Here is a 7633-nt window from a genome sequence, read left to right as displayed (position 1 = left end):
CGATCCGGTGAGCGGCGCACCGCTGGTGGTGCTGGTCGGCCCGATGGGCGTGGGCAAGTCCACGGTCGGGGAACTGCTCGCCGGGCGGCTCGGCGTCGGCTACCGCGACACCGACGAGGACATCGTCACCGCCGAGGGCCGTGCCATCGCCGACATCTTCGTGGCCGAGGGCGAGGCGGTCTTCCGTGAGATGGAGAAGCGTGCGGTGCGGGTGGCGCTGACCGAGCACGAGGGCGTCCTCGCGCTCGGCGGGGGCGCGATCCTCGACGCGGACACGCGTGCGCTGCTGGCCGGCCGGCGGGTGGTCTACCTCTCGATGGACGTCGAGGAGGCCGTGAAGCGCACCGGCCTGAACGCGGCCCGGCCGCTGCTCGCCATCAACCCCCGCAAGCAGTGGCGGGAGCTGATGGAGGCGCGTCGGCACCTGTACGAGGAGGTCGCCTCGGCCGTCGTCGCGACCGACGGGCGTACGCCCGAAGAGGTCACCCAAGCAGCGCTGGACGCACTGGAGTTGAAGGAAGCATGAGCGAGGCAGTCACCCGGATCCAGGTCGGCGGCACGGCGGGCACCGAGCCGTACGAGGTCCTGGTGGGCCGTCAACTGCTCGGTGAGCTGGGCGGGTTGATCGGTGAGAGGGTCAAGCGGGTCGCGGTGATCCACCCCGAGGCGCTCGCCGAGACCGGTGACGCGCTCCGCGCCGACCTGGCCGGCCAGGGCTACGAGGCCGTCGCCATCCAGGTGCCCAACGCGGAGGAGGCCAAGACCGCCGAGGTCGCCGCCTACTGCTGGAAGGCGCTCGGCCAGTCGGGGTTCACCCGCTCCGACGTCATCGTCGGCGTGGGCGGCGGGGCGACGACGGACCTGGCCGGTTTCGTGGCCGCCACCTGGCTGCGCGGAGTCCGCTGGATCGCCGTCCCGACCACCGTCCTCGCCATGGTCGACGCGGCCGTCGGCGGCAAGACCGGCATCAACACCGCCGAGGGCAAGAACCTGGTCGGCGCCTTCCACCCGCCCGCCGGTGTGCTGTGCGACCTGGCCGCGCTGGACTCCCTCCCGGTCAACGACTACGTCTCCGGGCTCGCCGAGGTCATCAAGGCCGGCTTCATCGCCGACCCGGCGATCCTGGAGCTCATCGAGTCCGACCCCGAGGCCGCGCGCACCCCGGCCGGCCCGCACACGGCCGAGCTGATCGAGCGCTCCATCCGGGTCAAGGCCGAGGTCGTCTCCTCCGACCTCAGGGAGTCGGGCCTGCGGGAGATCCTCAACTACGGCCACACGCTCGGCCACGCCATCGAGAAGAACGAGCGCTACAAGTGGCGGCACGGAGCCGCGGTCGCCGTCGGCATGCACTTCGCCGCCGAACTCGGCCGGCTGGCCGGACGCCTGGACGACGCCACAGCCGACCGCCACCGCGCGATCCTCGAATCGGTGGGCCTGCCGCTGCACTACCGCTACGACCAGTGGCCCAAGCTGGTCGAGACGATGAAGGTCGACAAGAAGTCCCGCGGCGACCTGCTGCGTTTCATCGTCCTCGACGGCCTCGCCAAGCCCACCGTCCTGGAGGGCCCGGATCCGGCCGTGCTGCTCGCCGCCTACGGCGAGGTCGGGCAGTAAGTCCGCAGCTGACCCTTCCGCCCGATTCGCCTCGTGGCTCGGGCACTTCGTACCGCCCCCGGCCGTTTCACCAAACGACGACCGGGGGCGGTACCGTTCGGTAACGAGCGCAGCCGCACATGACGAGACGGAGTGGCACCGGATGCAGCACGCAGTGGGATCTCCGCTGCCGCCGCCCCATCAGCCGGGGCAGGGACCGACCGGCTGGCCGCCGGCCGCACACCATCCGGGAGCGCCGCAGGGCCCCGCGCCCGTGCCGCCGCCACCGGCCGCGCCCCCGCAGCCGTCGGTTCCGCCGCCGGCCCTGCCCTCGGCCCCGCCGCCCCCCGACGCCACGGGCCATGTCCCGCTGCCGCCGGGCGCTCCGGTGGGGATCCCCACCGCACCCCCGGCCGCGACCACCGCGCCCGACCCGACCACCACCACCCTGGCCGTCCTGCTCATCGGCCCGGCGGGTGCGGGCAAGACCAGCGTGGCCAAGTACTGGGCCGACCACCGCAGGGTCCCCACGGCCCACATCAGCCTCGACGACGTCCGCGAATGGGTCCGCTCCGGCTTCGCCGACCCCCAGTCCGGCTGGAACGACAACTCCGAGGCCCAGTACCGCCTGGCCCGCCGCACCTGCGGCTTCGCCGCGCGCAACTTCCTGGCCAACGGCATCTCGTGCATCCTCGACGACGCGGTCTTCCCGGACCGCCCGGTCGTCGGCCTCGGCGGCTGGAAGCGGCATGTCGGCCCCGGCCTCCTCCCGGTCGTCCTCCTCCCCGGCCTCGACATCGTCCTGGAGCGCAACGCCGAACGCACCGGCAACCGCCGCCTCACCGACGAGGAGGTGGCCCGCATCCACGGCCGCATGGCGGGCTGGTACGGCTCGGGCCTCCCGATCATCGACAACTCCCAGCTGGACGTGCCCAGCACGGCCCGCGTGCTGGACGAGGTCCTGGCGAGGGCGATAGCGAGCCCGCCGAGCTGGTAGCAGGCGGGGCTGCCACGTCCCCAAGGGCGCGGCGCCGCATGGAGCCGCGGCTCCACCGGGTGCACGCGGGCACCCCACCGGTCCGCAGCCGGCGGACGACCGGTCACTTCAGGGGCGCGGGGAACTGCGTAAAAAAGTCCACGGACCCGCACCCCGCAACGGCGCCCCGCCACCCCACTCGGCCCCCTCAACCGGCACAAACCGCCCGCGACTCCTACGCTCGACTCATGTCAGACGTGTACGCGACCCGCCGAACCAGGCTGAGGGAACGATGCAACGCGGCCGGCTGCCAGTCCGCCCTCGTCTCGCGCCCGGCCAACGTCAGATACCTCGCCGGCGCCGCCCCCGCCGGCTCCGTCCTGCTGCTCGGCCGACGCGAGGACCTCCTCGTCAGCCCCGGCCCGCAGGACGACCGCCCCACCGAGGCCCGCCCCGACGACGCCCTTAGGCAGCACCTCCTCGAAGGACCCGGCGGTGACCCCGCCGTGGCCGCCGCCGACTTCGCCGCCGCCCAGGACGCCGACGCCCTCGCCGTCGAGGAGCACCACCTCACGGTGACCCGGCACCGCGCCCTCTCCTCGGTCGCCCCGAGCCTGCGCCTCAGCGACCTCGGCAGCGCCGTCGAGCAGCTCCGGGTCGTGAAGGACGAGGAGGAGATCTCGTACCTCCGGATCGGCGCCGAGATCGCCGACCAGGCCCTCGGCGAGCTGCTGGAGTCGATCCTCGTCGGCCGCACCGAACGGCACCTCGCGCTGGAGCTGGAGCGCCGCCTGGTCGACCACGGCGCCGACGGCCCGGCCTTCCCCACCTCCGTGGCGACCGGACCGAACTCGGGCCGCCGCGGTCACCGCCCCACCGACCGGCGGGTCGAGGAGGGTGACTTCCTCTCCGTCTGCCTCGGCGCCACCTACCGCGGCTACCGCTGCGAGATCGGCCGGACCTTCGTCATCGGCACCTCGCCCGCCGACTGGCAGATCGAGCTCTACGACCTCGTCTTCGCCGCTCAGCGGGCCGGCCGGGAGGGTCTCGTACCGGGAGCCGCCTACCGCGACGTGGACCGCGCCGCACGCCAGGTGCTGGACTCCGCGGGCTACGCCGAAGGGCTGCAGCCCCTCACGGGGCACGGCGTCGGACTCGAAATCGACGAGGACCCGCAGCTCGCCCCGTCGTCCATGGGTAAACTGGACGCTTGCGTGCCGGTCACCGTCGAACCGGGGGTTCACCTCCCGGGCCGGGGCGGTGTCCGGATCGATGACACGCTCGTCGTACGCCCTGAGGCGGACGGCGGACCCGAGCTACTCACCATCACGACCAAGGAGCTGCTCGCGCTGTAGCGCGTGACCCGGGGTCGTACGTCAGTCCAGGAGATTCCGCAACCGTGGCTTCCACGAACGACCTCAAGAACGGCCTGGTGCTCAAGCTCGAAGGCGGCCAGCTCTGGTCCGTCGTCGAGTTCCAGCACGTCAAGCCCGGCAAGGGCCCGGCCTTCGTGCGCACCAAGCTGAAGAACGTGCTGTCCGGCAAGGTGGTCGACAAGACCTTCAACGCCGGCGTCAAGGTCGAGACGGCCAACGTCGACAAGCGCGACATGCAGTTCTCGTACATGGACGGCGACTACTTCGTCTTCATGGACATGGACACGTACGACCAGCTGCACATCGACCGCAAGACCGTCGGTGACGTCGCGAACTTCCTGATCGAGGGCTTCGAGGCCATGGTCGCGCAGAACGAGGGCCAGGTGCTCTACGTCGAGCTGCCGGCCGCCGTCGAGCTGACCATCGCCGAGACCGAGCCGGGCGTCCAGGGCGACCGCTCCACCGGCGGCACCAAGCCCGCCAAGCTGGAGACCGGCTACGAGATCCAGGTCCCGCTCTTCATCACCTCCGGTGAGAAGATCAAGGTCGACACCCGCACGGGCGACTACCTCGGCCGGGTGAACAGCTAACCGTGGCTGCCCGCAACACGGCCCGCAAGCGCGCCTTCCAGATCCTCTTCGAGGGCGACCAGCGCGGGGCCGACGTCCTGACCGTTCTCGCGGACTGGATCAGGCTCTCCCGGGACGACACCCGGCAGCCGCCGGTGAGCGAATACACGATGCAGCTGGTCGAGGGCTACGCCGAGCACGAGCGGCGGATCGACGAGCTGATCGCCCAGTACGCGGTCGGCTGGACGCTCGACCGGATGCCGGTCGTCGACCGCAACATCCTGCGCCTCGGGGCGTACGAGCTGATCTGGGTCGACGAGACGCCGGACGCGGTCGTCCTCGACGAGATGGTGCAGCTGGCGAAGGAGTTCTCGACGGACGAGTCGCCGTCGTTCGTCAACGGACTGCTGGGGCGGCTGAAGGAGCTGAAGCCGTCGCTGCGCCGGGAGGCGTGAGCCGAAAAACGCCGGAGGGCCTGCAGCGTGCGCCTGCTGCGGGCCCTCCGGCGTCCGTGTGCCCAATGGGGTGGGTGGTGCGCTGGTAGGGCGGCTGCGGGCCGTGTGGGGCCTGTCGCGCAGTTCCCCGCCCTGCTGGGTCTGTAGGCAGCTCTCCAGGTCGAAACCTCGGCCCCGTGATGCGAAGAGTGCCGCCGAGCCGACCGGAACCATCGGGTTCCGGCCAGTCCGGCGGCACGTTTCTGCTAAGGCGTTGTGGGGGTCAGGCGTCCTCGTGAGTGGCGACCGCGCGGCGCGCGTCCGCGTCCAGGACGCCCCAGCTGATCAGCTGCTCGGTGAGGACCGAGGGGGACTGGTCGTAGATGACGGCCAGTGTGCGCAGGTCGTCCTGGCGGATCGACAGCACCTTGCCGTTGTAGTCACCGCGCTGGGACTGGATCGTCGCCGCGTAGCGCTGCAGCGGGCCCGCCTTCTCGGCCGGCACGGTGGCCAGCCGCTCCAGGTCCAGAACCAGCTTCGGCGGGGGCTCGGCGGCGCCGCCAGGGGTGGTGCCCGGCAGCAGCTCCTGCACCGGAACCCCGTAGAAATCCGCCAACTCGGCAAGCCGCTGCACGGTCACGGCACGGTCGCCGCGCTCGTACGAACCGACCACCACGGCCTTCCAGCGACCCTGGGACTTCTCCTCGACACCGTGGAGGGAAAGGCCCTGCTGGGTGCGGATGGCCCGGAGCTTGGCCCCGAGCTGTTTGGCGTATTCGCTGGACATATAGCTCCCCGGACACTGTGTCGACGCGGCCGGCCTTTGGTTCCCGCCGCGCGGCTGGTAACTCACTGTGAGGTTACGCAGCGTTACTCTCTCGCGTCAAGCCGAATGGTCCGCACCGACTCTTCCGCGGTGGCGATGGCCGATTACGCCAAGGGGGTGATCGGGAGCCTCTCCGGCACCTGATAGCGTGGATGGCGCAAATCCGACGTCCTTTAAGGTCCGTCCCGTGAGGCGGAGAAGGGGGTCCGTTTCGTATGGACAAGCAGGTAAAGCCCGACCTTCCGGCATCCGATGCCCGGCCCGTGCTCGAAGGGCCCGACATCGCGCGGGTACTGACCCGCATCGCCCACGAGATCGTCGAGCGCGCCAAGGGCGCCGACGACGTGGTGCTCCTCGGCATTCCGACCCGCGGTGTCTTCCTCGCCCGGCGGCTCGCCGCAAAGCTGGAGGAGATCACCGACCGCAAGATGCCCGTCGGTTCGCTCGACATCACGATGTACCGCGACGACCTGCGCATGCACCCGCCGCGTGCGCTGGCCCGCACCGAGATCCCCGGTGACGGCATCGACGGCAGACTGGTCGTCCTCGTCGACGACGTGCTGTTCTCCGGCCGCACCATCCGAGCCGCCCTCGACGCCCTGAACGACATCGGGCGCCCGCGCGCGGTCCAGCTCGCGGTCCTCGTCGACCGCGGCCACCGCGAACTGCCCATCCGCGCCGACTACGTCGGCAAGAACCTCCCCACGTCGCTGCGGGAGACGGTCAAGGTCCTGCTCACCGAGGAGGACGGTCGCGACACCGTGCTGCTCGGTGTGAAGCCGACCCCGTAGCAAGCCCAGGGGCCCGCACCGCACCGGTGCGCCCACGCTTGCCCGTAACCTCCCGATATGTGAACTGCCTTACGGAGCCTGACAGATGCAGCGTCATCTCATCTCGGCCGCCGACCTCACCCGCGACGACGCCGTCCTGATCCTCGACACCGCCGAGGAGATGGCCAGGGTCGCCGACCGGCCGATCAAGAAGCTGCCGACCCTGCGCGGCCGCACCGTGGTCAACCTCTTCTTCGAGGACTCGACCCGGACCCGGATCTCCTTCGAGGCCGCGGAGAAGCGGCTGTCGGCGGACGTCATCAACTTCTCCGCCAAGGGGTCCAGCGTCTCCAAGGGCGAGTCCCTGAAGGACACCGCCCAGACCCTGGAGGCGATGGGTGTCGACGCCGTCGTCATCCGGCACGGCGCCTCCGGTGCCCCCTACCGCCTCGCCACCTCCGGCTGGATCGACGCCGCCGTGATCAACGCCGGCGACGGCACCCACCAGCACCCCACCCAGGCCCTCCTGGACGCCTTCACCATGCGCCGCCGGCTCGTCGGCCGGGACGCCGGGATAGGGCAGGACCTGGCCGGCAAGCGCATCACGATCGTCGGCGACGTCCTGCACAGCCGGGTCGCCCGCTCCAACGTCGACCTGCTGCACACCCTCGGCGCCGAGGTCACCCTGGTCGCCCCGCCCACCCTGGTGCCGGTCGGCGTCGGGAACTGGCCCTGCGAGGTGTCGTACGACCTCGACGCCGTCCTCCCCAAGTCCGACGCGGTGATGATGCTGCGCGTCCAGCGCGAGCGCATGAACGCCGCGTTCTTCCCGACCGAGCGCGAGTACTCACGGCGGTACGGCCTCGACGGCGACCGCATGGCGCGGATGCCCGAGCACGCCATCGTGATGCACCCCGGCCCGATGGTCCGCGGCATGGAGATCACCGCCGAGGTCGCCGACTCCGACCGCTGCACCGTGGTCGAGCAGGTCGCAAACGGAGTCTCCATCCGGATGGCCGTTCTCTACCTCCTGCTCGGCGGCAACGAACCCGCCGTCAGCCACGCCCGCACCATCGAGGAGAAGTAAGA

General features: G+C 71.0%; 9 protein-coding genes. 8 read left to right on the top strand and 1 reads right to left on the bottom strand.

What is annotated here, in order from left to right:
• Nucleotides 1-43: 43 nt before the first annotated feature.
• From ACZ4N4_RS43535 to nusB, 6 genes are all read left to right on the top strand, one after another.
• A complete protein-coding gene (locus ACZ4N4_RS43535; protein WP_453577245.1) occupies nucleotides 44-526 on the top strand; it encodes a shikimate kinase in 483 nt (160 codons plus the stop codon).
• Complete coding sequence (aroB, locus tag ACZ4N4_RS43530; protein ID WP_453577133.1) at nucleotides 523-1614, top strand: 3-dehydroquinate synthase; 1092 nt, start codon at nucleotides 523-525, stop codon at nucleotides 1612-1614. Before ACZ4N4_RS43535 ends, aroB begins: the two co-directional genes overlap by 4 nt.
• A gap of 142 nt (nucleotides 1615-1756) precedes the next feature.
• Nucleotides 1757-2590, top strand: a complete 834-nt coding sequence (locus ACZ4N4_RS43525; protein WP_453577131.1) for a Pro-rich N-terminal domain-containing protein — start codon at nucleotides 1757-1759, stop codon at nucleotides 2588-2590.
• A gap of 227 nt (nucleotides 2591-2817) precedes the next feature.
• Nucleotides 2818-3924: a M24 family metallopeptidase gene (locus ACZ4N4_RS43520; RefSeq protein WP_453577128.1), complete on the top strand. Its 1107-nt coding sequence runs from the start codon at nucleotides 2818-2820 to the stop codon at nucleotides 3922-3924.
• A 44-nt stretch (nucleotides 3925-3968) separates the two neighbouring features.
• The gene (gene efp, locus ACZ4N4_RS43515; protein WP_360497746.1) at nucleotides 3969-4535 is read left to right on the top strand and encodes an elongation factor P; all 567 of its coding nucleotides are present in this window, start codon (nucleotides 3969-3971) and stop codon (nucleotides 4533-4535) included.
• Nucleotides 4536-4537: 2 nt separating this feature from the next.
• A complete protein-coding gene (gene nusB / locus ACZ4N4_RS43510) occupies nucleotides 4538-4969 on the top strand; it encodes a transcription antitermination factor NusB (protein ID WP_360497743.1) in 432 nt (143 codons plus the stop codon).
• 262 nt (nucleotides 4970-5231) lie between these two features.
• Here the strand turns inward: nusB and bldD are convergent, their stop codons facing one another.
• Nucleotides 5232-5735 carry a transcriptional regulator BldD gene (gene bldD, locus ACZ4N4_RS43505; RefSeq protein ID WP_020938842.1) on the bottom strand — a complete coding sequence of 168 codons (504 nt, stop codon included), beginning with the start codon at nucleotides 5733-5735 and terminating at the stop codon, nucleotides 5232-5234.
• Nucleotides 5736-5989: 254 nt separating this feature from the next.
• Between bldD and pyrR the strand changes: the two genes are divergently transcribed.
• Both pyrR and ACZ4N4_RS43495 read left to right on the top strand, forming a co-directional pair.
• Complete coding sequence (gene pyrR / locus ACZ4N4_RS43500) at nucleotides 5990-6565, top strand: bifunctional pyr operon transcriptional regulator/uracil phosphoribosyltransferase PyrR (protein WP_450759090.1); 576 nt, start codon at nucleotides 5990-5992, stop codon at nucleotides 6563-6565.
• 85 nt (nucleotides 6566-6650) lie between these two features.
• The gene (locus ACZ4N4_RS43495) at nucleotides 6651-7631 is read left to right on the top strand and encodes an aspartate carbamoyltransferase catalytic subunit (protein ID WP_453378904.1); all 981 of its coding nucleotides are present in this window, start codon (nucleotides 6651-6653) and stop codon (nucleotides 7629-7631) included.
• Nucleotides 7632-7633 lie beyond the last annotated feature (2 nt).

The sequence above is a fragment of the Streptomyces sp. NPDC026538 genome (genome assembly GCF_055567535.1).
The sequence above is the reverse complement of the archived record's forward strand: the minus strand, read 5'-3'. Positions and strand labels throughout refer to the sequence as shown.